The organism is Chryseobacterium salivictor, from assembly GCF_004359195.1.
GTDB lineage: Bacteria > Bacteroidota > Bacteroidia > Flavobacteriales > Weeksellaceae > Kaistella > Kaistella salivictor.
Genome location: NZ_CP037954.1, coordinates 3,069,251 through 3,093,419 on the forward strand (window position 1 = coordinate 3,069,251; position 24,169 = coordinate 3,093,419).

The following is a 24,169-nucleotide window of genomic DNA, read 5'->3' on the forward strand; positions in this document are numbered from 1 at the left end:
TTCTTGATTTTTAAAGTTTAAATCAACCCTTAAAAATCATTGCTTAGTTACTTATTAAATTTTCGTTTTTCAGTAAAACTTCCTCAGCCAACTGAAGATACTGGATGGCGCCTTTACTTTCTGCATCATAATTCAAAATGCTTTCGCCAAAACTCGGTGCTTCACTTAAACGGACATTTCTGCTGATAATTGTTTCAAAAACCATTTCCGGGAAATGCAGGTGAACTTCTTCTACTACCTGATTGGACAATCTTAAACGGGAATCGAACATGGTGAGCAGCAAACCTTCAATATCCAAATCTTTGTTATGAATATTCTGAACGTTTTTTATGGTATTAAGTAATTTACCCAAACCTTCCAGCGCAAAGTATTCGCACTGAATGGGGATAATCACCGAATCTGCCGCTGTGAGGGCATTCACCGTAATCAATCCTAAACTTGGTGCGCAGTCGATAATAATATAATCATAATTCGCTTTGATCGACTGTAATGCTTTTTTGAGCATATACTCCCGGTTTTCACGGTCGACCAACTCAATCTCAGCAGCCACCAAATCAATATGCGACGGAATAATATCCAAATTGGGAGAAGCTGTTTTCTGAATGCATTTTTCAACTTCTACACTGTGTTCCAACAGGTGATAGGTAGAAAAAGTTGCATCTTCAATCCCTAATCCTGAAGTTGCATTTGCTTGAGGATCTGCATCGATAATCAGAATTTTCTTTTCCAAAACTCCCAGTGCTGCAGCGAGATTTACCGCAGTCGTGGTTTTACCTACGCCGCCTTTTTGATTAGCGATCCCTATGATTTTAGCCATTATATAAAAATTTAATGTCCAAAAATACACTTTTTTCTGATTTTTAAATGATTCCCAAACCCCTGAATAAAGTTAAAGTATTATAAATTAATGGTTTAGCCCTAAATAAAATTATCCACAAAACAAGGTATTTTGTGGATAAGTCAGATCTTTTTTTCGGTAACTGCCTGTTTATTCGAACTGCATAGAGATTGGGAACTTGAAATAACTTCTCACATTCTCGCCATTTAACTTTGCAGGCACCCATTTTCCTTTCACGGATTTAATGGTTTTTATTGCTTCGCGGTTGAAATCCGCGTTGGGTCCGGTAGCTTTCACTTCGCTGATAGAACCGTCTTTTTCAACAATGAAAACGATGGTTGTTTTTAAAACTTCACCAGTTCCGTCGATCGCAGAACCGTCAAACTGGTTCACCACTTTATTTCTGAAGACATTGATTCCACCCATAAAATTGGCTTCCACATCAACCGTTGTTTTTGGTGAATTATCGACCGGTTTTAGAATACCGGTTTCCGGATTTTTCACCGGAACATCCTGAACTGCAGGCGGTGTATAAGTAGTGACAGGCGGATCACCAATAATGTCCTGAGTGCCCGGCACGGCATTGATATAGTCTGATTGCTTAGGCATTACTTTCTCCACCGGCGGATTTTTTGCCGGAGTCGGAACTGTCGAATCTAACGTATTCACCGGAGTTTGAACCGGAGGACTTGTGTGTACAGGTACAGGAGGTTTTTCTGCTCTTTCCACCTCTCTCATGATATAAGGTGGCGGGATTTCATCAGTGATTATTTTCCCTGTTGATTTAAAAGCATTGACCATTAAAGGGGAGATCGCCATCATCGCAAAAACGCCTATTCCGATCAACATCGATTTTGTTAAAATATGATCTGCTTCATTTCTTAAAACATAAGCGCCATAGTTCTTGTTTCGGTGTTCGAAAAGAATTTCATCCAGTTGAAACTCTTTGTTTTGGAGTAAATTTCTCATCACAATATTATTTTAAAGGGTTAAAGGTAAAAATCAACTGATAATTATTAGTTTAATATATTATCGTATTCAATGATTAGTTTTTATCAAAATACAAGCCAATTTTTTAACAATAAATAAAAGAAACCATTCAAAACATAACAGATGTATAATTTTAACCTACCAACAGCAAAACCACCCTTTGCAGAGTGGTTTTTACTTTATATTTTTCAGAAATTTCTTTAATGCCCTTAAAATAATTCTTTCCGGATAATATTCTGACTTCTTTCAGGACCGACTGAAACAAGATAAACATTGATTCCCAAATAGTTTTCAATGAATTTAATATACTTTTTGGCATTTTCCGGCAGCTCATCGTAACTGCGGACTTTGGTAATATCTTCGTCCCAACCTTCCAGTTCTTCGTACATCGGTTCATAATTGTACAACTTCGTGGTGGAAGAAGTAAAATAATCGATGATTTTCCCGTCTTCGGTTTTGTACTTCGTTGCAATTTTTATTGGTGAAATCCCGGAAAGAACATCCAGTTTGGTAATCACCAGATTATTGATCCCATTAATCATGGTGGCGTGTTTCAGCGAAACCAGATCGAGCCAGCCCGTTCTTCTCGGTCTTCCTGTGGTCGCCCCAAATTCGAAACCGATCTGTCTGATTTTTTCACCCAATTCATTATCAAGTTCCGTTGGGAAAGGTCCTTCGCCAACTCTTGTGGTATACGCCTTTGCTACTCCGATTAAATTCTGAAGACTTGTTGGCGGCACTCCTGCGCCTGAACAGACTCCTCCCGTTGTTGGCGATGAAGAGGTGACGTACGGATACGTTCCGAAATCAATATCCAACATTGCAGCCTGTGCACCTTCGAACAGAATATTCTTTCCGTCGTGGATCGCCTGATTTAATTCAACTTCGGTATCAACGATCCGGTGTTTCAGCTTTTCTCCCAATTCTAAAAACTCATTATAGATTTCTTCAAATTCTAAAGTTGGTTTTTCAAAATATTTCTCGAAAAGCGAGTTTTTAATTTTTAAATTTTTTCTGATCTTCTCCGCCAGAACTTCAGGATTCAAAAGATCGACCATCCGGATGCCCACTCTTGCAATTTTATCCTCATAACAGGGGCCGATTCCTTTTTTGGTGGTACCGATGTACGTTCCGCCTGTTTCCTCTTCACGGTACGTATCGAGCAAAATATGATATGGCATGATCACATGCGCTCTTCTGCTGATAAAAACGTGATCGGTACGCATGCCTTTTTCTTCGATCTGAGCGATTTCACTCAAAAATGCTTTCGGGTTGACCACGACTCCGTTGGCAATGATACATTTTCCTTTGCACTGCAAAACTCCCGATGGAAGCAGGTGCAGAACAAATTTTTCTTCGCCCGCATATACGGTGTGTCCGGCATTGTCTCCTCCCTGAAAACGCACTACATAGTCCGATTTTGCTGATAAAACGTCTGTGATTTTTCCTTTGCCTTCGTCGCCATACTGAAGACCAACTACAACGTAAGTTGCCATATTTTACTTTTTATTTAGATTTCTACAAAAATAGTTTTTATAATAATCTTGAACAAAATTTAGACATGAAATATTCACCGCCTTTATCGATGGTCTGGATTTACACCATTCTCTTTCAAATTATTTCCTTAAATTTGCACTTTAGAAAAAACATATGAATATAGTTAAAATTCACGATAAAGAATTCGTCCCCTACTTAAAAAACGACGAAATTCAGTCCATCATTAAAGAACTTGCCCTAAAAGTATATGAAGATTACAAAGATGAAGTCCCGGTTTTTATAGGGGTTCTCAACGGAGTAATTATGTTTTTTTCTGATTTCCTGAAACATTATCCGGGAGAGTGCGAGATCGCTTTTATTCAGATGAGCTCTTATTCCGGCGGATTACAGTCGACAGGAATTGTCTATAAGAAAATGGACCTGACCAAGGAAGTAGAAGGCCGCCACATCATCCTGATGGAAGACATCATCGATACAGGAAACACCATTGAAAGCCTGTTTGAATACTTTAAAAACACCCAGCGACCGAAATCTTTAAGAGTAGCCTCTTTATTATTAAAGCCGGATGTTTACAAAAAAGAATTCAAAATCGATTATGTCGCCAAAGAAATCCCGAATAAGTTTGTCTTAGGTTACGGACTTGATTATGATGAATTAGGAAGAAATCTTCCGGATTTATACCAATTGTCTGAAGGAAGAATAAATCACTAAAAAAATAAATCTGATAAGTAATATGATAAATATCGTTCTATTCGGTCCTCCAGGAAGCGGAAAAGGTACGCAGGCGCAGAATTTGATTGAGAAATTCAATTTAAAACAAATTTCTACCGGCGACTTATTCCGCTACAATATGAAAAACAACACCGAATTGGGTGAATTGGCAAAATCATATATCGACAGAGGCGAATTGGTTCCGGACCAAGTGACCATCGATATGCTGACCGATGAATTGAAAAAACCATGTGACGCACAGGGATTTATTTTCGACGGTTTCCCAAGAACAGCCACCCAAACAGAAGCTTTGGAAAAAATTGTTAAAGAAATTCTAAACAGCGATATCAATATCTGTCTTTCTTTAATTGTAGAGGATAAAGTTTTGGTTGAACGGCTTCTGAAAAGAGGAGAAACCAGTGGAAGAACAGATGATTCCAATCAGGAAATCATCAGCAACAGAATTAAAGAATATTACGCAAAAACTGCAGAAGTTGCCGAATTGTACAAACAACAGGGAAAATATGTAGAAGTAAACGGAGTTGGAGCCATCGATGAAATCTCTGAAAAGCTTTTTGCGGAAGTAGAAAAAATAAAATAAAAAACCGTTATTGCGAGTGCAGTAAAGCAATCTGTTGAATTGGATTGCTTTGTCGTTTTCTCTTGTAATGACTAAGAAACCAATTATGTCAAATTTCGTAGATTACGTAAAAATCCATTGTACAAGTGGTCATGGCGGTGCAGGATCTGCACACCTTAACCGTGAAAAATATGTTCCCAAAGGGGGTCCCGATGGTGGCGACGGTGGCCGTGGAGGTCACGTAATTTTAAGAGGAGATTCACATGAATGGACTTTGCTTCCTTTGCGTTACACGCGCCATATCAAGGCAGAACGCGGTAAAAACGGGAGCAAAAACCAGTTAACCGGCGCTTACGGTGAAGATGTTTACATCGACGTTCCGCTGGGAACCATTGCCAAAAATGAAGAGGGAGAAATCGTTGCTGAAATTTTAGAACACGGCCAGGAAATCATCATTAAACATGGTGGAAAAGGCGGTAAAGGCAATGAGCATTTTAAATCTTCCACCAATCAAACGCCAAGATATGCGCAACCCGGACTTCCCGGTGAAGAAGGATATATTACTTTTGAATTAAAACTACTTGCCGATGTAGGTCTGGTAGGTTTTCCCAATGCCGGAAAATCGACTTTACTGGCCGCCGTTTCTGCAGCTAAACCGAAAATTGCGAACTACGCTTTTACGACCTTAACGCCCAATTTAGGAATTGTAGATTACCGGAATTACAAATCATTCGTGATGGCAGATATTCCCGGCATCATCGAAGGCGCAGCAGAAGGAAAAGGGCTGGGGCACCGGTTCTTGAGACATATTGAAAGAAACTCCATTCTTCTGTTCTTAATTCCTGCCGATTCCGAAAGTCATTTTCAGGAGTTTAAAATTTTAGAAAACGAATTAAAGGAATACAATCCGGAACTTTTGGATAAAGATTATATTATTTCGATCTCTAAGGCAGATTTATTAGATGATGAACTGAAAGCGGAAATCTCGAAAGAATTCCCGGAAAACAAACAGCCTATCTTCTTTTCAGCCGTTACCCAGGAAGGTTTAATGGAGTTAAAAGATGCCATTTGGAAACAGTTACACGGATAATTAATAATTTTTTTTCACACAGTAGGTTTGGATTTTCCAGACCTATTTTTTTTTGGAACAATAGTTGAAACCCTCTATTTAAAATAAACGTATGAAATACCTTTTCTCTTTATTAGTATTAACCCTCCTGCTCAACTGTTCCACCAACAGAGGTCCGGCGGAGTATGCAACCATTCAGTATGAGGCCGGTGCCTGTTTTGGTTTCTGCCCCATTTTTAAAATGACGATTAATAAAGACCGCACCGCAGTTTTCGAAGCAGAACGTTTTAATTTTTCACGGGATACGCAGTCTCAGGAAAGTGAAGGAACTTTTAAAGGGAAGATCGGTCAGCAGAAATACGATGAATTAACCGCTTTATTAAATGCTTTGCAACTTAAAAATTTAAAAGAGGATTACGGAAATAAAAATGTGACCGATTTACCAACCTCGTATTTAACCATCAGTTATCAGGACGGAAGCTTCAAAAAAATTCAGGATTACGGAAAACACGGAACGCCGGAACTGGTAAAACTATATCAATTTTTTGAAGAATTAAAGACGAATCAAACCTGGACAAAAATCGACTGATTAATCCAACAGGGAATCTCTTTAAATTTTATCATTTCAATTGGGTAAAATAGGTGATAAGAATGAGCAAGCGCCTCCTTTATGAGCTTAATTACCGCAATAGGTTCCATCTTTAAAAAACTTTGTGACTTTGTGGTTAAATAAAATTTGTGACTTTGTGGTTAAATAATATTTAGTAATTAAAAATGCTAAAAATAAAAAAACTATCTTTGCACCACTAAATTCCTTCTTTGCGGAAGGATTTTTTATGGACGTAGTCATTCTAGATGAATCCGCTTCCTGCGGAACTGAAAACCCAAAAAGTTTTTTTACTTCATTTTTCTTCGTTACATATACTATAGAATGACACGAGTTTCATTTTAATTAAAAAATATTTCATTTGAATTTTACCGACTTAAACTTAATTGATCCTATCGCAAAAGCGCTTAAGGAAGAGGGTTACACCCAACCAACACCTATTCAGCAAAAATCGATTCCCCACATTTTACAAGGCAGAGATTTACTGGGAACCGCACAGACCGGAACCGGAAAAACAGCAGCATTTGCCATTCCGATCCTCCAGAATTTAGCCACTAAAAACGTTAAAAGCAATCACGTCAAAGTTTTGATCCTAACCCCAACCCGGGAATTAGCCATTCAGATTGATGAGAGTTTTAAATCGTACGGAAGACATTTGAGATTACGAAATCTCGTGGTTTTCGGTGGTGTAAAACAGGCCGCACAGGAAAATGCCCTGAAAAGAGGCGTTGATATTTTAGTAGCCACACCGGGAAGGTTACTGGATTTTATTTCACAGGGAATTATTTCACTGAAGCATCTTGAAGTTTTCGTTTTAGACGAGGCAGACAGAATGCTCGATATGGGATTTGTGCACGATGTGAAGAGAATCATCAAATTACTTCCCCCAAAAAGACAAACCCTTTTCTTCTCGGCAACGTTCCCGGAAGAAATTAATAAACTGGCGAGTTCCATGCTTACCAATCCTGTAAAAGTGGAAGTAGCACCCGTTTCTGCAACCGCAGATACCATTCAGCAGAAAGTATATTTTGTAGATAAAGACAACAAACTCGATTTGTTAACCCATATTTTACAAAATGACATCCGCGAATCTGTTTTGGTATTTTCAAGAACAAAACACGGCGCTGATAAAATCGCAAGAAAGTTGCAAAGTCACAAAATTTCCGCAGAAGCCATTCACGGAAACAAATCCCAGAATGCAAGACAGAATGCACTTTCCAACTTCAAGTCCGGAAAAACCAGGATCCTGGTGGCAACAGATATTGCAGCCAGAGGAATCGATATCGATGAACTGAAATATGTCGTTAACTTCGAATTGTCCGACGTTTCTGAAACCTATGTTCACCGTATCGGAAGAACCGGAAGAGCCGGTGCAGAAGGAAGTTCGATTTCTTTTGTTGATGGGTTGGATCTTGTCAATTTAAAGAATACAGAGAAACTGATCGGTAAGAAAATTCCGGTTGAGAAGGAGCATCCTTTCCATACTGAGAATTTGGTTGCTGAGAAAAGAGATTCTAACAACAAACCATTTAGACCAAGACCACCCCAAGGAAATTCTGCGAGCGGTCACAGTAAAAAGCCGAATAATAAAAGTAATTTCACGAGAAACAGATAGTTTTTTTCATCCCGTTTTAATAATGGGACTGAGCAAAACGAAGAAAGTGTCTCAATACTCCAACTAACCCTCAGAGATTCTAATATTTGAACCCTATGCTCGAACAGGAGTCCGTGAGAAAACCATAAAAAAAGCCGTTTCATATAGTTATGAGACGGCTTCTTTTATTTGGGCTTCTTTTCAGGATTTTGTGGGGTATTAAAAACCGAATAAACAACAACTTTTTGTTCTTCAATTTCAAAAATGATCAGATATGGGAACTTTCGAATGTAGGCTTCACGATAACTTTTATACTTACCTTCGAAGTGTTTGGGGCTTTCACAAATTCTTTCAAAATATTGATCCAGTTCTTTCAAAAATTTCTCGCCCAATCCAAACTTTTTGCTTTCGTAATACAAATAAGCATCAATAATCTCTAAATCTGCTTCTTCTACAATTTCCAGTTCGTAAATCATTTTACGGCTGCTCTTGCTTTGGTTTTTACTTCTTCCCAGGTATAGGATTTGGATTCCCCTTTTAAATGTCTTTCTTTCCTGTTGTCCAATTCTTCATAAAAAGAGTCGGGATTCATTGGCGCTGTTTCTTGCTCAGTTAAGATGATTGCATTGATAATCCTTAAAATTCTTTCATCGGCATGATCAATAAATTCATGAATTTTTTTTCTAATATCCAATGTAGTTTCCATTTCTAAGGTGTATTTATACTTTCAAATGTACTAAAATTTATCTTATCCGATGGAACTGTTTGACTGTATTTTGCGCGATCTACTTAGAAAACATCCGCAATGTATTTTCCGTCGTAATCCTATCAATTTCAGAAAAGTCTTTCCCGTAAATATTCACCAGTTTTCTGGAAATTCTGCGGGCGGTCACAGTAAAAAGCCGAATAATAAAAGTAATTTTTCGAGAGGAAAATAGCTTTTCGCTAAAAAAAAACATTTGCCACGAACCCGCGAATTAATTATTTGTGAATTCGTGGCATTTTTTATAGATTTCGTTTGTTAAAAACCGGATTTGCATACATTTCTAAAAGCGCTTGATTCATACAATTATTATTTTTAATAATGCTTAAATTCATTCTTTTGATAAAGAACTGCTTTTCATTCTCAGTATAATATTTCGAATATAGGGTGCTGTTTTTTAGTAAATCTGCAGCAATGTAATTACTTGGCCAAAGTTGAAAACATATGCCACGAACCCGCGAATTAATTATTTGTGAATTCGTGGCATTTTTTATAGATTTCGCTTGTTAAAAACGGGATTTGCGTACATTTCCAAAAACGCTTGCTTCATACAATGATTATTTTTAACAATGCTTAAATTCATTCTTTTGATAAAGAATTGCTTTTCCTTTTCAGTATAATATTTCGAATATAGGGTGCTGTTTTTCAGTACATCTGCAGCAATATAATTACTTGGCCAAAGTTGGTAACCCTCTATAATTTTTTGGGTTAAAACCTCTGCCAACTGCTGTATTTGCTTATTAGAATTGGAAACCGCGTTTTCAATATCCGTATAAATCTCATCTTCTATCTTGCCAAAATGCAGGTGAATTCTTTTCTTTTGGCCAGAGACGCCCGTCATAATATTGAGAAAATCTTCGTTTTTGTGCTTTTCCTGATTCAGTTGATCTGCGCACATTTTTTCAACTTTCAATTTGTCTGTCGGGTCTAACTCATACGAAATAGAAACAGGTACTACTTTTAATTTTTTAAAATAGGAACAAGGTTTACTTTGCGCATCAAACATCGAAATCATTTTCAAAACGCCAACCTGGGTGAAATCATTACCATCTTTAGCACGACCTTCCCGCTGCGCAATCCAAACCGAGCGATGTTCACTGGTTAATAACTGGAAAATATATTCAGATAAAAGTTTGCTGTTTTCTAAAAGTTCCCTTGGCGCTGCACTACGTTTTACAAAAAAATTACGGTTTAGTTTTGCCAAAATAAGGTACAAATCTCTTTGCACCAAATTATCTCCAATAACCGATGCTGTAAGATTTAAACCTTTCTCTAACAAAGCGAAATTTAACAAACACGTGTCTAAAAGAATATCCCGGTGATTGGAAATAAAAAGATACGATTCATTTTTATTCAAATTTTCTGCTCCGGAAATCGTAAATCCGTCAGAACTTGCTTTCAAAACATTCTTGATGCTTGGGTAAATAATGGCTTTCTGAAAATCTTCGATCGAATGAATATCGCCAACAATCTGCTGTATTTTTTCATCTGAAATATTGGGAAGACTATAATGCAGAAGAAGTTTCATCATAGGATGGCGCATTATAAAGCGTATTGCAGGATTCACTTCTTCGGGATGATAAAATCTTATACTGTCGAATTTCTCTTTCATGATCTTTCTTTACCTATTAAAAATGCGACCTGCATTGTCCGTTGTAATCTGCCCGATTTCAGAAAAATCTTTATTATAGATATTCACAAGTTTTCCAACCACCAAATCCAGATAAGAACTTTCATTCCTTTTGCCACGGTGCGGAACCGGCGCCAAATAAGGCGAATCGGTTTCCAGGACTATTTTATCTAAAGGAATCTGATCTAAAAACTGATCGATTTTTCCGTTTTTAAAGGTGACTACTCCACCGATTCCTAAAATGAAATTCAAATCCATGGCTCTTTTTGCCTGAGCCAAATCTCCGGAAAAACAGTGGAAAATACCGCGCAGTTTGGGATTTTTTTTGCGGTCTAAAACTTCAAATGTCTCGTCGAAACTTTCTCTGGTGTGAATCACAATCGGCAGATCTCTTTCAACCGCCCAGTCGATCTGCTGTTCGAAAGCGTTCACCTGAATATCCAAAGTCGTTTTATCCCAATACAGATCAATACCAATCTCTCCGATCGCGGCAAACGGCCTTTTGTTTAAATATTCTTCAACCAGTTTGAGTTCCTGTAGCCAGCTTTCAGGTTTTACATAACACGGGTGAAGTCCCATCATGGAGAAAATCCGGTTCGGATACTCCCTTTCCAAAGCGAGCATTTTTTCGTGGGTTTCAGAATTGATGGCGGGCAGATAGAATTTGGAAACTCCTTTTGCAAGAGCTCTGTCGATCATTTCTTTTCGGTCGTTATCGAATTCTTCGGAATATAGGTGGGTGTGGGTATCGATCATTGGGGTCTGAGTTACGTGTTATTTTAAATGAAAATTTGAACCATTAAGCAAGATGAAGGAATTAAGATCATTAAGTTTTAAAATGTTTCGGATTTAATTAGAGCCATTTAAAATTTCATTCAAACTGATTCTTTACTAGTTTAGGCAATTTTTTTTAACCACAAAAGTCACAAAAGAAGAATACCGAAATCTGAAAATCTTTGTGAACTTTTATTCATCCTCTATTTCCTTTAAACTTTTGTGACTTTTGTGGTTTTGTCTCTTTGGTTTTTTATTTTACATCTATCACGGTTTTCAAAATATTTTATGTTTCACTTTCGCCTGCTGTATTGAAATCCTTGCTTTCAGCTTTTCTAAAAACTCCTGGTATTTCGGATTTTTTTCATCAGAGGTTTTATGGTCTAAGGATTTGGCGATTTTTAAATTCTCCTCGATGAAATCCATGGTCTCATCGGAAAAATAAGCATTCCCGAATTTCTCCCAGATATACCTGACCGCCTGATTATTGGGATGAATCAAATCTTCTTTGTAAAAACGGTAATCGCGCAAATCGTCCATTAAAATTTCATAAACCGGCAGGTAATGGCAGTTTTCAAATTGTGGCAACATCTCGTGAATGGCGGTAATCAATTTCGATTTGCTCAGATTGTTTTCCACCATTCCGTCTTTGGTGTGGCGGACGGGCGAAACGGTAAACAAAATCTGAACGTTCGGTTTCGCAATATCTTTCAGATTAACGATGGTTTCATACATCGCATCCGTCAGTTCAAGATTCGTCAGCAGTCTTTTTTCAAAATACTTTGCCGGAATTTTATGACAGTTCGCCACGGGTTTTTTCTTCGGCAAAAATTCATAAATAAAGGAAGTTCCGTACGTAATTAAAATCCAGTTCGTATTTTGTAAAAACCGGTTGCCGGTCTCAATCTGCGAATTTATTTTTTCTAAAGTCTGATGAAGAAACCGGGAATTAAAGGAGCTGTGATGGTCCAGTGAAATCACTTCTTCATTGAAACTGATCAGATCGGACTCTTCATACCATCGGGCATCGTGTAATTTTTTGACCGCATGATTAATGGAGAACGGGTTAAAAATGGTCCCGAAAGGATTATTAAAAGTTTGTAACTGTCCGCTCTGAAGCAGATCACTCATTTCAGTGGCAAAGCAGGAACCGATGGAAAAGATCTGGTCTTCAACTTCAATTTTAATCTCGGAATTTGGAATCTCTACTTCTGTTCTAAATTTCATTGGTTAATGTGATGATGTGATGATGTGGTGATTTGATGATTTGATGATGGGGTGATGTGATATTACGGTGATGGGATGATATGATTTTCAAAGATTTTTTTACCGCAAAAGTCACAAAAGTTTTATTTTAACAGTAAGTCAAAAGTCTGCAAAATGCATACGGTATATAAAGGTTAACTTTTAATCTAAAAGATATGCACTCCACTCACCTGTTTATTTAAAACAAAATAACCGCAAAATTTGAGGTGATATTTTACTTCTTTTTTTCCTGTCTATAATAACCATTTTAATATACCATCCAAAATAAATCTTAATTTCCCTTCATCTCTTAATGTTTCAAAATAAGCGGTCTGTTTTATTTAATAACCGTTTAAGCTATTTTCCGAAGGACCTCTTAATTTTCTTAATTTCTTCATTACCTCTTAATGTTGAAAAAAATAATGTTAAAAAATAAACGGTCTGTTTTATTTAATAACCGTTTAAGCTATTTTCCGAAGGACCTCTTAATTTTCATAATTTCTTCATTACCTCTTAATGTTGAAAAAATAATGTTAAAAAATAAACGGTCTGTTTTATTTAATAACCTTTTAAGCAATTCCTTTTCACGTTCCAGTGATGTTTCAAAAAAAGCGGTCTGTTTTATTTAATAACCGTTTAAGCAATTCCTTTTCACGTTCCAGTAAGGTTTTTAAAAATAATTTCCGAAGAAATCTTAATTCCCCTTCATCCCTTAATGGTTAAAAAAAGACAAAAATTAAAGTTCTGAAAACCCCTCTGCGTTAAAATATTCACCTGAACAGATTCCCAGCAAAAGCCAGCTGCTTTCATTTCTTTGATTTAAATAATGCGTTAAGATTCTCTTCTCAATAAATAGTTCGCCAGCTCAATAAACGGTTTTTTCTTTTCGTCGGAAACACCTATTTTATTCAGGTATTGCTGTGCCAGCTCGTTGTGCTCCTGGATCAGATGCAGGGTCTTCTCATCCACTTTGGTACGGCGGAAAATCTTTTCTACACTATAGACTTTATCCACATTATCGGTTTTTTTGGAATACCAGAATTCGAGTTCTTTTCGTTCTTCCTCGGTGGCATGTTCTTTGGCTAAAAGATACAGCACCGTTTTTTTATTTTCATAGATATCACCGGCGTGTTTCTTACCAAACTGTTCCTGGTTTCCGAAAACATCCAGATAATCATCCATAATCTGGAAAGCGATTCCCACGTGTTTCCCGAAATTGAATATCGCTTTGGCATCTTTAAAATCTGCCCCGGCGATTAAGGCACCGATCTCAAACGATGACGCACTTAACACCCCCGTTTTATAGGTAATCATTCTGATATAATCATTGAAAGTCACTTCTTCCTGAGTTTCAAAATTGATGTCATACTGCTGGCCTTCGCACAACAGTAAGCCTGTATGAATGAAAACGCGCATACACGCTTTGTATAAGTTGGGTTCTAAATTTTCAAAAAACTTAAGGGCTTTGAACATCAGGGCATCTCCGGAAAGAATTCCCGTATTGATTCCGTGCAGGGTATGAATGGTGGCCTTTCCCCGTCGCAGAGGAGCTTCATCCATAATATCATCATGAATCAGCGTGAAATTGTGAAAGAATTCGATGGCCAAAGCGGGTTTAAGGGCTTTCTTTAAATCACCGTCAAACATTTCACACGCCATCAAAACCATCATGGGGCGAAGTCTTTTTCCGCCGTGGGAGATAATATAATTCATGGGAGCATAAAGTTCCTCAGGTTTATCCTTGAAGACATATTTCGTGATTGCACTGGCAACCATCCCCTGATACTCATCTAAAAACTGCATAAATTTCTTGTTTGCGCAAAAATACAATTTAAAAAAGTTTTGACCTTCAAAATCAACCACAAAAATTGACCACACCGAATGAAAGGAAGAAAATTTAAAAAGAGAACACCACAAGAGCAGACAAGGCAGCTTTTTAGGACATTGCCCTTTTTTGATCTTTTTAAAGACTTAAAAAATATAGCTTTTGTGCCTTTTGTGGTCTTCAAAACAAATGTAAACAGGCTCTAAAATTCGCTCTGTTTTATTAAAAAAACTGCGGTCTGAAAATTTATCAGAGCGGCTTTCAGTTACAGATGACCTTATTCGCCTCCTTTCACCACGCTGGTCCGAGCGTCTCGCTCGTACCCATAATAATTATAAATTTACATCAATTTCTAAAATTTTTGATAATCATCACAATAGTTTCTTGCACTGCGGTATTGGATTGCAAATCCGCGCCAGAGTGCATTTGATTTTTCAACAAAACCTTCAATTATAAAACGAAATTCTATCGACTTAGGAGATTTTTGCTTTAAGAAAAATTGAGATTTCTTCCCATCCAAATCTTTAAACACGCATAACGCCTAAAAATCCCCTTTGTCCGAAGCGCGGCCATAATCTCGGTTTCGAAGCGGTACTTTGTTTCCGCGCGAGTCTCGTCTTAGGGACGAGATAAATTTTGGGGATTTTCTAAGAAGAAATCTTCATATTTTAGCAAAAAGATCCAGTCTTGACCTTTTTGTTACTTTTTGTGTCAAGACAAAAAGTAAAAGAATAAATCCCACACTGGTCCGAGCGTCTCGCTCGTACCCATAATAATTATAAATTTACATCAATTTCTAAAATCTCCTGATAATACATCACAATAGTTTCTTGCACTGCGGTATTGGATTGCAAATCCGCGCCAGAGTGCATTTGATTTTTCAACAAAACCTGAATTTAAAACGACTTAGGAGATTTTTGCGTTAAGAAAAATGAAAATTTCTTCCCCTCCAAATCCATCAACTATCAATGCCTAAAAATCCCCTTTGTCCGAAGCACGGCAATAATCTCGTTTCTCAACGATACTCTCTTCCCGTGCAAGTTTGGGGATTTTCTTGGAAGAAATCTTCATTTTTTAGCAAAAAGATCCAGTCTTGACTTTTTTGTTACTTTTTGTGTCAAGACAAAAAGTAAAGAATAAAGAAAAATCAAACTCATTTGCCCCAACCCTTACTTCGGCTTCGCTCAGCATAAAAAAGGGAGTGCATTTGATTTTTCAACTAAACCTGAATCGAAAAAAAAGTTTAAAAAGAGAACGCCAATAGAGCAAACAAGGCAACATTTTACGACAGGTTCTTATTTAATCTTTTGATAGCCTTAAAAAAAATACCGCTTTTGTACCTTTTGTGGTTTTCAAAACAAATGTAAACAGGCTCTAAAATCCACTCTGTTTTATTAAAAAAAACTGCGGTCTGAAAATTTATCAGAGCGGCTTTCAGTTACAGATGACCTTATTCGCCTCCCTTTTCCGCAACGCGGCCCCGTCATTTACAGCTTGCCGAAGAAGTGATGCTCGGTCTGATAATAATGTTCCACATCTGACAAAGCATCGGCATTCTTCAGCAGGATTTCGAAATGATGCAGAAACTCCTCCAGCGAACTGTAAAGCACCTTACTGAGAGGCGATGTAAAATAGATTTCGCCCAAAACCAGTCCATCCTCTTTTGCGGCGGCATACCAATCCAGAATGGCGCCTCCGCCATTTTCAAGATAATTGGAAACCTCATTCACGATATGATCAAGATGAGCCTGCACCTCTTCAGAATCGGGGGAAAGAATCAGTTCATCATCATTTTCATCATCGGTGATCCTTTGCTTCCTGACTTTGTTGGCGTATCTTTTCAGCGGGTCGACCAGCAGCACCTCCAGTTCCTGCGCCACCCCTTTAACCATGGAATAGGCTTCATAAGTCTGTTTCATGGCATTCGCTTTCTCCCGGTCATGATAACCATCCGTAACCTGCTGCACAAGACGGTCAACGAGCAGCTGATTATACCGCAGGCCATAATAACCGTCATAAAAAGCCAAAATTTTCTGCACTTTTTGTCCGACTTCCAATACATTATCGAGTTTTTTCTTTTGTGGGACCGCAGCATTAAAGAAAATAGTAACGTCGATATCATAAAGGTCGATCAATTTTTCAAGCACATCAAAAGAAGGTTTGGTATGGCCGGCCTCCATCTGCGTCAGGGCACTGCGGCTGATTCCCAGCGACGCTGCAAACTCGTTCTGCGTCATGTCATGCTCTAAGCGGATGTGTTTGATCTTCTCGTTTGTTTCCATTTAAAAACTTTATTTTAATTTTTGTATCGATTTAAAAACAATTTACTATATTTGTACAGCTGTAAAGATACAGACTATTTTTTTTCACACAAAATATTTAACCTTAAAATAACAGACATGACCTAAAAAAAAGACGAACCGACCACCATTCCAGGTTCAACAATCAGCACACTGCTCCGCTCCCCAATGGCAAAGGCGCGGCTAAACATTAATTTTTAAAACAAAAGAATATGATTAATTTTAAAGCCGTTGAACGGCGAAATCCGCTACTGCCGGATGATCCTAAAAAGTTCTACCCCCAGGTAAAAAGTACAGGGGTAGTCGACATCAGAATGATTTCTGAAGAACTATCAGATGCCTCCACGCTAAACAGTGTAGACATCCGGGCCGTATTGTTCGGTCTTGAAAAATCCCTCCTCAAATACCTGCGGGAAGGATATATTGTTAAATTTGGAGACCTGGGAACTTTCCGTCCTTCATTGCGGGGCACCGGCGCTGAGACTGCCGATGAATTAACCGCTTCGAGTGTAAAGAAGATCCGGATTATTTTCTCCCCTTCTCCGATTCTTAAACATACCGTGGCGACTGCCGTGGTCAAAAAAATTCAGGCCTCCTAAAAACCCTGAACCGCTTTTGAAGCTCCCGGACTGCCATCCGGGAGTTTTTTCTGGCTATAAAGTTAAGCATTATTATCAAATTTCGTACTTACGGAATTTTTTTTTGCCCTGATGAATTTATTTTTTGGTCTAAAGGACTATTTTTTTCGTCCTGATGAAATTATTTTCCGGTCAAAATTCATCACAATTAATTTCCCAATCCCTGAAGAGTGTATTTTTGAAGAATTTTCCACCATTTTAGGGTCGGAGAAAAAGAAAATTTCTCTTTTTTAAGCAAACTTAAACAGCTCTTAATTTACCTTAATCCCTTAATGGTAAAAATAAAAAATAACTACTATTACTGATTATTTACTTAAAAGAAGCCACGTAAAAAGCAAAGGAATCAGTTTACTTAAAGGAGTACTTTTCATCCTGATGAATCTATTTTTTTTCTTAGAGTCTGTGATAAAATTCATCAAAACCAATTTCCCCAATCCCTAAAGGGTGTAATTTTGATGAATTTTTAAGGAATTTCCCGCTAATTAAGGTCGAACTTCAAACTTGCGCAAGCGAGTACAGTGTAATTGCAAGGGCACGGATTGTAAATCCGCGCCGTCGAGTTCAACAGGCTATCATTTGCCTAAGGTAGATATTCGATTTCTTGTCTTCCAGACAAAACGACTCTCCGATATTGTAACTGGTTCAGTAAAAATTTTCCTGATGACTCATGTCATCCCGTATTTATGATGCAAAACGCTCAGTAATTTATAGATTATAGAAACATCCCTGTAACAAAACCCGCAACCCGGCAGCCATCCAAGCCCCATCACAAGTGACACCAGATTAACTACGCTACCCATTTGCATCGTGTAACTTCCTACACGCAGCCACCACAACTTCCAACCCATTCACAGCAAAAAAAAAAAAAAAAAGATTCGGCTCCTACAGAGCCGTACCATTGTTGGTTAATTATTTCTTCTACACAGATACCGCTCCTACGGAGCACATTCATCACTCATTATTCATTCACCATGCCGGGTATCCATCTGAAAATGATAAAATAACGATGTGGATACCACCCCGACCCTTCGGGCCACCGCTCCAGACACCGGGAAGTGGGCTTTCTCCTTTTTTGGCTTCCCCTCTTGCTTCACAGATTGCCGCAATCGACATTAACCAAATTCACCATTTGCCATATCCTAGTACCCAGAACATCGTACCCTGTAACTCGAACCTCGTAACTCGCATCGCAACTCCTACCCTGTAACCCTCTACCCAAAAAAAATAACCCCAAAACAGTATTTTCACCCGCCTTCCTACTTTACTGTATTATTTTTTCTCCAATGAACTATTCTCATAAAAAAAAGCTTTAAAAGCCGAAAATCATTAAAAAAACAACCCTTTTGATCGCAAACTATTCAAGAAAACAAACCAACATCCAGCAAAATTCGCACCTCACTACCCTGTGAAAGTACTTTATTTTTACTATTTTTGCGAACTTTAAGTATACTATGACAAAGATCAAAAATATTTTTCTGGCGGCCACGCTCATCGGTATGGCTTTTTCCTGTAAACCCAAAGAAAATATGGTGTATATGGAAAAACAAACGACAGAACTGGACCAGGAAGTGAAGCAGGCGGTTTTTGAAGGAAGCCATCTACAAGCTGGAGATCTTTTGGATATCAAAGTGACGGCTTTTGATGACAACGCAGTGCGTCCTTTTAACCTTCATTCGATGAATCAGTCGGGAAACATGATTGAAACACCATCTAATCAGACACCACAAAATAATCCACAGGGCTATTTGGTCAGCAATGACGGCTTTATCATCTTCCCTGTGTTGGGCAAGATCCAGGTGCAGAACAGGACCATGTCGCAACTTCGCGATGATCTGGAACACCGCCTTTTAGAATACCTTACCGACCCTCTGGTTTCCATCCGACAGTTAAACTTCAACATTACCATATTGGGCGAAGTAAATAAACCAGGACAGTACACCAGCCCCTCCGATAAAGTAACAGTATTTCAGGCTTTAGGGATGGCGGGGGACATGACACCGGGTGGTGAACGTACCAAGGTAAAACTGTTGCGGCATGAAAACGGAACTGATAAGACTTACATGGTCGATCTTACAGATAAAAACATTACATCCTCGCCCTATTACTATATGCAGCAGAACGATGTTCTTTATGTCGAACCTGACAAAAACAGTCAGATTGCCGCCAACGCAAACCCTAACCGGAACCTCTGGTTTCAGATTGGTGGCGCTGCATTGGGGGTAATTTCCTTAATCATTGGTTTAACAAGATAATTTTTACGATGAAGAATGAATTCACTGAGGAGGAAGACCACTCTTCCTTTGACCTGCAAAATGAACTGAACAAATATTTAAAAAAATGGCTCTGGTTTCTGCTTTCGCTGATTGTTGCTTTTTTTCTGGCCTGGCTCTATCTCCGCTATACCCCGAAACAGTACGCCACCAATGCCTCCATTCTCGTATCAACATCAGATAAGAAAAATACTTCCATCAGCATGGAGGATTTTTCCAACCTTTCTCTGGGTGGGAATTTAGGGGCAGCCAATCTCCAGGATGAGATTGCGATCATGAAATCGAAACCGCTCCTCTATGAAGTGGTGAAAAAACTGAATCTTGACTTTCAGGTATTAAATGAGGGCCGGGTCATTACGACCAACCTCTATGATGAAGTCCCTGTTTTTGGTCATTTGGAAATCTCAGATCCAAAAAAATTCAAATCCCAGTCTTTCTCTTTTACTTCGGTTAACGCGAAACAGTTCACTTTAAAACAACAGGACGGTCCGGAAAAAACCCATCAGTATGGCGATAAAATTTCCTTACCGCATGCTGCCTTTACGCTGTACCGGAAACCATTGGTGGACTTTAAATTTCCGTTAACCCTGAAGCTGGTACATCCTGCCCTGATGGTGAATGAGCTTGAAAACAGAATTGTCGCCACCCAGGACAGTAAAAACAAATCCAGCATCATCGCCTTGACCTATGTCGGTAAAATTCCCCAAAAATCTGAAAACATCCTTAATGAACTGATCAGACAGTATAACAAAGACGCTACTGAAAGTAAAAATTTAGAATCGCAGAATACCGCCACTTTTATCGATGGCCGGTTGGATTTGATTACCAAAGAACTGGGAAATATCGAAGATCAGAAAGCGACCTTTAAAAGAAATAACCAGATTACCGATTTAGTGACTCAGGCCCAGCTCTCTGTGCAGAATGCCAATGAAGCCACTAAAAAAATAATGGACGTGGGTACCCAGCTGGAAATGGTGAATTCAGTCCTGACTTATGCCAACTCGGCGAATAATGAGCAATTGCTTCCCAGTAATTTAGGAATGCCCTCCGGCCTGGACAATGTGATCAACGAATACAACCAGTTGGTGTTAACGCGCAATAAAACCTTGCGACAGGCGACCAATTCAAATCCGGCGGTCATCCAGTTCAACCGCGACATTTCCTCCATGCGCACGGTCATTAAGGAAAACCTTCAGAAATCACGCCTGTCACTGCAGTCGAATATGGCGGCACTGCAACAAAAGGTGAATGAAAACAAAGCCGCTGTGGCACAGTTCCCCGGTCAGGAAAAGATTTTCCGAAACATCGACCGACAGCAGAACATCAAAGAAGCACTGTATCTTTTTCTCCTTCAAAAAAGAGAAGAGACATCCATCTCCTTAGCAGTAACCACGCCGAAAGCGCGCGTGGTAAACCCAGCCTATACGGGCCTTTCCCCTGTCTCCCCCCAAAACTCCAAAATATATTTAATTGCTTTAGCGTTAGGCTTGGCCTTGCCTTTTCTTTTATTTTACCTCTATTTCTTTTTTGATACTAAAATTACGAACAAAAGCGATATTTCCCGTGTTTTGCCTAATATTCCTTTATTGGCGGAAATTCCCACGGCAGATAAGGAGGCGGGTGATCTCGTGATGAAAAATGACCTTTCGATTTATGCGGAAGCGTTCCGGATCCTGACCACGAATTTAAAATTCATGCTCACCAGAATCGGGGACAGGGCCCCTGTAATCCTGGTCACCTCGTCGGTCAAAGGAGAAGGGAAAACGACTGTTTCGATGAATTCCGCCTTAATTTTAAGCTCCAACAAAAAGGTGGTGCTGATTGGGGCCGACCTTCGGAATCCGCAATTAAAGAGGTATATTCCGGCAGCCGTCCTGGGATTGTCTGATTATCTTTCAGACCCTAGCATTTCGGTGCAGAACATTATCAATACTTCAGGGCTCACCTCCAATTTAGATATTATTGATTCGGGTTCTATTCCGCCCAATCCTACAGACCTGTTGGAGGATGGCCGTTTAAAACTGCTGATCGATGAATTGGTGATGCGCTACGATTATGTGTTAATCGATTCCGCACCCATGATGATGGTGAGTGATTCTTTCCATATTTTGGCCCTTGCAGATGTGTTGGTGTATGTGACCCGGGCGAAATACACCGAAAAACAGCTCCTCAATTATGTAAAAGTAGTGGAAGCAGATGAGAATGTTAAAAAAATAGGGATCGTTTTAAATGATGTTGATAAAGAAGAACTTCGGTATGGCTACGGTGGAAAATATGGCTACGGCTATTATACCGATGAGAAAAAGAGTTTATGGAAAAGGTTAAAGGATAAATTCTGATGACGGTCTGTATTGATAAGAGCCTGTTTAAATGGGCGCACAAAAAGAAATTTTCTTTTTCCCCGACCCTAAAGGGTGGAAAATTTCTCAAAAATTCATCAAAATTACACCCTTTAGGGATTGGGGAAATTAATTTTGATGAATTTTAAACAAAGGCTCTAAAATAAACAGATAATTAATTAAAAACACAAGATGCTCGATTTTAAAAATTTGAAAGACAAAAAAGTGCTCGTCACAGGCGGTGCCGGTTTTATCGGTTCCAATCTCTGCGATGCCCTGCTGCACCATGGAGCGCTTGTGACCTGTCTGGATAATTTTGCCACCGGCAAAAGAGAAAATATTGAACCCTTTCTTTCCGACGGAAAATTTACTTTAATCGAAGGCGATATCCGGGACTTAGACACCTGCCATAAAGCCTGTGCCACTCAGGATTTCGTCCTTCACCATGCTGCCTTGGGGTCTGTGCCCCGTTCCATCAATGATCCCATCACCAGTAATGAAGTCAATGTAGGCGGTTTTCTGAAAATGTTGGTGGCTGCCAAAGATGCAGGCATTCAGAGATTCGTCTATGCTGCCAGTTCTTCAACCTATGGAGACTCTGAATCTTTACCCAAAGTGGAAGACATCATCGGCAAACCTTTGTCTCCCTACGCCATCACCAAATATGTGGATGAACTCTATGCTGACGTCTTTAAAAGAACCTATGATTTCGATACCATCGGGCTCCGTTATTTTAATGTCTTCGGCCGCCGTCAGGATCCAAACGGTGCCTATGCCGCAGTAATTCCAAAATTCGTCACGCAGTTCATGGCGCACGAATCCCCGACCATTAATGGAGAAGGCGAATATTCCCGCGATTTTACCTATATTGATAATGTGGTTTTAATGAACCTTCTGGCATTGACTTCTGAAAATCCAGAAGCGCAAAATCAGGTCTATAATTCGGCTTTTGGCGAAAGAACGACTTTAAATGATTTAGTCAAATATCTTAAAGAGTATCTAGCAGAGTTTGATCCCAAAATCGCTGATATCGAAGTGAAGTATGGCGACTACCGGAAAGGCGATGTCCCCCACTCTTTAGCCAGCATCGATAAAGCGAAAAATTTACTGAATTACAATCCTCAGTTCTCCATGAAAGACGGTCTGAAAGAAGCCGTCACCTGGTACTGGAATCATTTAAAACAAAAGGATGAAGTATAAATTGACCATTGTAGGCTTGGGCTATGTCGGTTTGCCCTTGGCAAGACTTTTCGCTACGAAATATCCGGTGGTTGGATTTGATATTAATCAAAACCGTGTCCAACAGATTAATGACGGGAAAGACAGTACACTGGAGATTTCTGATCAACTTTTAAAATCTGCGCTGATAGCGGATAATCCTTCAAAAGAAGAAAAAGGCCTGTACTGTTCTTTTGACTTAAAAGATATTGCAGATTCCAATATCTACATCATCACGGTACCCACACCAGTGGATAAAAACAACCGCCCGGATTTGACCCCTTTAATTAAAGCGAGTGAAACGGTAGGAAAAGTGATTAACAAAGGTGATATCGTGATTTATGAATCGACGGTGTATCCTGGCGCTACCGAAGAGGACTGTATTCCTGTAGTGGAAAAAGTTTCGGGGTTGAAATTCAATGTGGATTTCTTTGCCGGTTATTCACCGGAAAGAATTAATCCGGGGGATAAAGAGCATACCGTAGAGAAAATCCTCAAAGTAACTTCCGGTTCTACGCCGGAAATTGGAGTGATCGTAAATGATATTTACAAATCGGTGATTACCGCCGGTACTCACTTGGCACCAACGATAAAAGTCGCTGAAGCCGCGAAAGTCATTGAAAACTCACAGCGTGATATCAATATTGCATTTGTGAATGAACTCGCCAAAATCTTTAATCTGATGGACATCAATACGCATGACGTTTTAGAAGCGGCAGGAACCAAATGGAATTTCCTACCTTTCAAACCAGGCTTGGTTGGCGGACATTGCATTGGTGTTGATCCTTATTACTTGGCCCAGAAAGCCCAGGAATATGGCTATCATCCCGAAATTATTTTAGCCGGAAGAAGACTGAATGATTCCATGGGACAGTATGTCGCTTCGCAGGTGATTAAAACCATGATTAAGAACGGGATTTCAGTTAATAATGCAAAAATATTAATGCTCGGTATTACTTTTAAAGAAAACTGTCCTGATGTACGGAATACGAAAATTGTTGATGTGATTGCTGCGTTGGAAGATTACGGCACCAAGGTGTCCACTTACGATCCCTGGGCAAATGTTGCTGAAGTACAAAAAGAATACGGTATTGAAAGCACTTCCGAAATTCCAAAAGAAAAATTTGATGCCATTGTTGTGGGAGTGGCACATAAAGCGTTTTTAGAACTTGATTTAAATAAGTTTAAAAAAGACAGAGCTGTTGTTTATGACGTTAAAGCAATATTGAAGAAATGTGAAGGAAGGTTGTAATGGTGAAGTGAGGTATATACCTAAATTTT

General features: G+C 38.9%; 21 protein-coding genes. 11 read left to right on the top strand and 10 right to left on the bottom strand.

The annotated features are described in order from the left end of the window. Positions 1-43 precede the first annotated feature (43 nt). The 3 genes from NBC122_RS13985 to NBC122_RS13995 all read right to left on the bottom strand — a co-directional run bounded on the left by NBC122_RS13985 (position 44) and on the right by NBC122_RS13995 (position 3,324). Complete coding sequence (locus tag NBC122_RS13985; RefSeq protein WP_133440960.1) at positions 44-817, bottom strand: ParA family protein; 774 nt, start codon at positions 815-817, stop codon at positions 44-46. 171 nt (positions 818-988) lie between these two features. Continuing rightward, on the bottom strand, positions 989-1,807 hold the full coding sequence (locus NBC122_RS13990; protein ID WP_133440961.1) for an energy transducer TonB: 819 nt from the start codon (positions 1,805-1,807) through the stop codon (positions 989-991). Between the two features lie 230 nt (positions 1,808-2,037). After that, positions 2,038-3,324, bottom strand: coding sequence for an adenylosuccinate synthase (locus tag NBC122_RS13995; RefSeq protein WP_133440962.1), 1,287 nt, complete (start codon positions 3,322-3,324; stop codon positions 2,038-2,040). A gap of 154 nt (positions 3,325-3,478) precedes the next feature. Between NBC122_RS13995 and hpt the strand changes: the two genes are divergently transcribed. From hpt to NBC122_RS14020, 5 genes are all read left to right on the top strand, one after another. Next, entirely contained in the window at positions 3,479-4,036 is a 558-nt protein-coding gene (gene hpt, locus NBC122_RS14000; RefSeq protein WP_133440963.1) for a hypoxanthine phosphoribosyltransferase, read from the top strand. A 22-nt stretch (positions 4,037-4,058) separates the two neighbouring features. Beyond that, the gene (locus tag NBC122_RS14005; RefSeq protein WP_133440964.1) at positions 4,059-4,637 is read left to right on the top strand and encodes an adenylate kinase; all 579 of its coding nucleotides are present in this window, start codon (positions 4,059-4,061) and stop codon (positions 4,635-4,637) included. 85 nt (positions 4,638-4,722) lie between these two features. Then, the gene (gene obgE, locus NBC122_RS14010; RefSeq protein ID WP_133440965.1) at positions 4,723-5,706 is read left to right on the top strand and encodes a GTPase ObgE; all 984 of its coding nucleotides are present in this window, start codon (positions 4,723-4,725) and stop codon (positions 5,704-5,706) included. A gap of 91 nt (positions 5,707-5,797) precedes the next feature. Then, entirely contained in the window at positions 5,798-6,274 is a 477-nt protein-coding gene (locus NBC122_RS14015; protein ID WP_133440966.1) for a DUF6438 domain-containing protein, read from the top strand. Positions 6,275-6,653: 379 nt separating this feature from the next. Next, positions 6,654-7,907 (top strand): DEAD/DEAH box helicase, encoded by a 1,254-nt coding sequence (locus NBC122_RS14020; protein WP_133440967.1) that lies wholly within the window; start codon positions 6,654-6,656, stop codon positions 7,905-7,907. A 164-nt stretch (positions 7,908-8,071) separates the two neighbouring features. Here NBC122_RS14020 and NBC122_RS14025 read toward each other — a convergent pair whose 3' ends face one another. From NBC122_RS14025 to NBC122_RS14055, 6 genes are all read right to left on the bottom strand, one after another. Next, positions 8,072-8,362, bottom strand: a complete 291-nt coding sequence (locus NBC122_RS14025) for a type II toxin-antitoxin system RelE/ParE family toxin (protein ID WP_133440968.1) — start codon at positions 8,360-8,362, stop codon at positions 8,072-8,074. Next, entirely contained in the window at positions 8,359-8,592 is a 234-nt protein-coding gene (locus tag NBC122_RS14030) for an addiction module family protein (RefSeq protein WP_133440969.1), read from the bottom strand. The genes NBC122_RS14025 and NBC122_RS14030 overlap by 4 nt, the downstream gene beginning before the upstream one ends. Positions 8,593-9,139: 547 nt before the next feature. Continuing rightward, complete coding sequence (locus NBC122_RS14040) at positions 9,140-10,261, bottom strand: 1-acyl-sn-glycerol-3-phosphate acyltransferase (RefSeq protein ID WP_133440970.1); 1,122 nt, start codon at positions 10,259-10,261, stop codon at positions 9,140-9,142. A gap of 9 nt (positions 10,262-10,270) precedes the next feature. Then, positions 10,271-11,035, bottom strand: coding sequence for a TatD family hydrolase (locus tag NBC122_RS14045; protein ID WP_133440971.1), 765 nt, complete (start codon positions 11,033-11,035; stop codon positions 10,271-10,273). 294 nt (positions 11,036-11,329) lie between these two features. Further along, positions 11,330-12,280 carry a GSCFA domain-containing protein gene (locus NBC122_RS14050; protein WP_133440972.1) on the bottom strand — a complete coding sequence of 317 codons (951 nt, stop codon included), beginning with the start codon at positions 12,278-12,280 and terminating at the stop codon, positions 11,330-11,332. A gap of 849 nt (positions 12,281-13,129) precedes the next feature. After that, positions 13,130-14,101, bottom strand: a complete 972-nt coding sequence (locus tag NBC122_RS14055) for a polyprenyl synthetase family protein (protein ID WP_133440973.1) — start codon at positions 14,099-14,101, stop codon at positions 13,130-13,132. Positions 14,102-14,179: 78 nt separating this feature from the next. On the opposite strand from NBC122_RS14055, the gene NBC122_RS14435 reads away from it, so the two are divergent. Continuing rightward, the gene (locus NBC122_RS14435) at positions 14,180-14,329 is read left to right on the top strand and encodes a hypothetical protein (RefSeq protein WP_165983227.1); all 150 of its coding nucleotides are present in this window, start codon (positions 14,180-14,182) and stop codon (positions 14,327-14,329) included. Positions 14,330-15,610: 1,281 nt separating this feature from the next. On the opposite strand, the gene NBC122_RS14060 is transcribed toward NBC122_RS14435, so the two are convergent. Next, on the bottom strand, positions 15,611-16,405 hold the full coding sequence (locus tag NBC122_RS14060; RefSeq protein ID WP_133440974.1) for a helix-turn-helix domain-containing protein: 795 nt from the start codon (positions 16,403-16,405) through the stop codon (positions 15,611-15,613). Between the two features lie 230 nt (positions 16,406-16,635). Here NBC122_RS14060 and NBC122_RS14065 point away from each other — a divergent pair, with 230 nt between their 5' ends. The 5 genes from NBC122_RS14065 (at position 16,636) to NBC122_RS14085 (ending at position 24,140) form a co-directional block, all read left to right on the top strand. Next, the gene (locus tag NBC122_RS14065) at positions 16,636-17,022 is read left to right on the top strand and encodes an HU family DNA-binding protein (protein WP_133440975.1); all 387 of its coding nucleotides are present in this window, start codon (positions 16,636-16,638) and stop codon (positions 17,020-17,022) included. A gap of 1,490 nt (positions 17,023-18,512) precedes the next feature. Next, entirely contained in the window at positions 18,513-19,313 is an 801-nt protein-coding gene (locus NBC122_RS14070) for a polysaccharide biosynthesis/export family protein (protein WP_133440976.1), read from the top strand. Between the two features lie 8 nt (positions 19,314-19,321). Then, a complete protein-coding gene (locus NBC122_RS14075; protein ID WP_133440977.1) occupies positions 19,322-21,670 on the top strand; it encodes a GumC family protein in 2,349 nt (782 codons plus the stop codon). A 192-nt stretch (positions 21,671-21,862) separates the two neighbouring features. Beyond that, complete coding sequence (locus NBC122_RS14080; protein ID WP_133440978.1) at positions 21,863-22,870, top strand: SDR family oxidoreductase; 1,008 nt, start codon at positions 21,863-21,865, stop codon at positions 22,868-22,870. Then, the gene (locus NBC122_RS14085; protein ID WP_133440979.1) at positions 22,860-24,140 is read left to right on the top strand and encodes a nucleotide sugar dehydrogenase; all 1,281 of its coding nucleotides are present in this window, start codon (positions 22,860-22,862) and stop codon (positions 24,138-24,140) included. Before NBC122_RS14080 ends, NBC122_RS14085 begins: the two co-directional genes overlap by 11 nt. Positions 24,141-24,169 lie beyond the last annotated feature (29 nt).

Coding starts and splice junctions, on each gene's coding strand:
- NBC122_RS13985 (WP_133440960.1), bottom strand. CDS start 817: ATGGCTAAAATCATAGGGATCGCTAATCAAAAAGGCGGCGTAGGTAAA.
- NBC122_RS13990 (WP_133440961.1), bottom strand. CDS start 1,807: ATGAGAAATTTACTCCAAAACAAAGAGTTTCAACTGGATGAAATTCTT.
- NBC122_RS13995 (WP_133440962.1), bottom strand. CDS start 3,324: ATGGCAACTTACGTTGTAGTTGGTCTTCAGTATGGCGACGAAGGCAAA.
- hpt (WP_133440963.1), top strand. CDS start 3,479: ATGAATATAGTTAAAATTCACGATAAAGAATTCGTCCCCTACTTAAAA.
- NBC122_RS14005 (WP_133440964.1), top strand. CDS start 4,059: ATGATAAATATCGTTCTATTCGGTCCTCCAGGAAGCGGAAAAGGTACG.
- obgE (WP_133440965.1), top strand. CDS start 4,723: ATGTCAAATTTCGTAGATTACGTAAAAATCCATTGTACAAGTGGTCAT.
- NBC122_RS14015 (WP_133440966.1), top strand. CDS start 5,798: ATGAAATACCTTTTCTCTTTATTAGTATTAACCCTCCTGCTCAACTGT.
- NBC122_RS14025 (WP_133440968.1), bottom strand. CDS start 8,362: ATGATTTACGAACTGGAAATTGTAGAAGAAGCAGATTTAGAGATTATT.
- NBC122_RS14030 (WP_133440969.1), bottom strand. CDS start 8,592: ATGGAAACTACATTGGATATTAGAAAAAAAATTCATGAATTTATTGAT.
- NBC122_RS14040 (WP_133440970.1), bottom strand. CDS start 10,261: ATGAAAGAGAAATTCGACAGTATAAGATTTTATCATCCCGAAGAAGTG.
- NBC122_RS14045 (WP_133440971.1), bottom strand. CDS start 11,035: ATGATCGATACCCACACCCACCTATATTCCGAAGAATTCGATAACGAC.
- NBC122_RS14050 (WP_133440972.1), bottom strand. CDS start 12,280: ATGAAATTTAGAACAGAAGTAGAGATTCCAAATTCCGAGATTAAAATT.
- NBC122_RS14055 (WP_133440973.1), bottom strand. CDS start 14,101: ATGCAGTTTTTAGATGAGTATCAGGGGATGGTTGCCAGTGCAATCACG.
- NBC122_RS14435 (WP_165983227.1), top strand. CDS start 14,180: ATGAAAGGAAGAAAATTTAAAAAGAGAACACCACAAGAGCAGACAAGG.
- NBC122_RS14060 (WP_133440974.1), bottom strand. CDS start 16,405: ATGGAAACAAACGAGAAGATCAAACACATCCGCTTAGAGCATGACATG.
- NBC122_RS14065 (WP_133440975.1), top strand. CDS start 16,636: ATGATTAATTTTAAAGCCGTTGAACGGCGAAATCCGCTACTGCCGGAT.
- NBC122_RS14070 (WP_133440976.1), top strand. CDS start 18,513: ATGACAAAGATCAAAAATATTTTTCTGGCGGCCACGCTCATCGGTATG.
- NBC122_RS14075 (WP_133440977.1), top strand. CDS start 19,322: ATGAAGAATGAATTCACTGAGGAGGAAGACCACTCTTCCTTTGACCTG.
- NBC122_RS14080 (WP_133440978.1), top strand. CDS start 21,863: ATGCTCGATTTTAAAAATTTGAAAGACAAAAAAGTGCTCGTCACAGGC.
- NBC122_RS14085 (WP_133440979.1), top strand. CDS start 22,860: ATGAAGTATAAATTGACCATTGTAGGCTTGGGCTATGTCGGTTTGCCC.